The organism is Streptomyces ovatisporus (assembly GCF_042653885.1).
Lineage (GTDB): Bacteria > Actinomycetota > Actinomycetes > Streptomycetales > Streptomycetaceae > Streptomyces > Streptomyces ovatisporus.
In genome coordinates this window covers 1-1,346 of the sequence record NZ_JBHSFH010000022.1, presented here as the reverse complement: position 1 = coordinate 1,346, position 1,346 = coordinate 1, and the positions used below count along the sequence as shown (strand labels likewise).

Below are 1,346 nucleotides of genomic sequence, written 5' to 3'. Positions count from 1 at the left end.
TCTAGCGAGTGCTGTTGCGGCCCGTACCCTAAACCGACTCAGGTGGTCTGGTAGAGAATACCGAGGCGTTCGGGTGAACTATGGTTAAGGAACTCGGCAAAATGCCCCCGTAACTTCGGGAGAAGGGGGGCCACTGTTGGTGATGGCACGTGCTGCCGGAGCTGGTGGTGGCCGCAGAGACCAGCGAGAAGCGACTGTTTACTAAAAACACAGGTCCGTGCGAAGCCGTAAGGCGAGGTATACGGACTGACGCCTGCCCGGTGCTGGAACGTTAAGGGGACCGGTTAGTCACATTTCGGTGTGGCGAAGCTGAGAACTTAAGCGCCAGTAAACGGCGGTGGTAACTATAACCATCCTAAGGTAGCGAAATTCCTTGTCGGGTAAGTTCCGACCTGCACGAATGGCGTAACGACTTCTTGACTGTCTCAACCATAGGCCCGGTGAAATTGCACTACGAGTAAAGATGCTCGTTTCGCGCAGCAGGACGGAAAGACCCCGGGACCTTTACTATAGCTTGATATTGGTGTTCGGTTCGGTTTGTGTAGGATAGGTGGGAGACTGTGAAGCTCGAGCGCCAGCTTGGGTGGAGTCGTTGTTGAAATACCACTCTGATCGTGCTGGATGTCTAACCTGGGTCCGTGATCCGGATCAGGGACAGTGTCTGGTGGGTAGTTTAACTGGGGCGGTTGCCTCCTAAAATGTAACGGAGGCGCCCAAAGGTTCCCTCAGCCTGGTTGGTCATCAGGTGGTGAGTGTAAGTGCACAAGGGAGCTTGACTGTGAGACTGACGGGTCGAGCAGGGACGAAAGTCGGGACTAGTGATCCGGCGGTGGCTTGTGGAAGCGCCGTCGCTCAACGGATAAAAGGTACCCCGGGGATAACAGGCTGATCTTCCCCAAGAGTCCATATCGACGGGATGGTTTGGCACCTCGATGTCGGCTCGTCGCATCCTGGGGCTGGAGTCGGTCCCAAGGGTTGGGCTGTTCGCCCATTAAAGCGGTACGCGAGCTGGGTTTAGAACGTCGTGAGACAGTTCGGTCCCTATCCGCTGCGCGCGTAGGAGTCTTGAGAAGGGCTGTCCCTAGTACGAGAGGACCGGGACGGACGGACCTCTGGTGTGCCAGTTGTTCTGCCAAGAGCATGGCTGGTTGGCTACGTTCGGGAGGGATAACCGCTGAAAGCATCTAAGCGGGAAGCCTGCTTCGAGATGAGGACTCCCACCCCCGTGTGGGGTTAAGGCTCCCGGGAGATGACCGGGTTGATAGGCCAGATATGGAAGACCCGTGAGGGTTGGAGTTGACTGGTACTAATAAGCCGAGGGCTTGACCATTGATTGCTCGCGTCCA

1 rRNA gene is annotated in these 1,346 nt (G+C 56.5%); it reads left to right on the top strand.

What is annotated here, in order from left to right:
• A 23S ribosomal RNA gene (locus ACFPA8_RS27515) occupies window positions 1-1,330 on the top strand; the annotation flags it as partial.
• Between the last annotated feature and the right edge of the window lie 16 nt (window positions 1,331-1,346).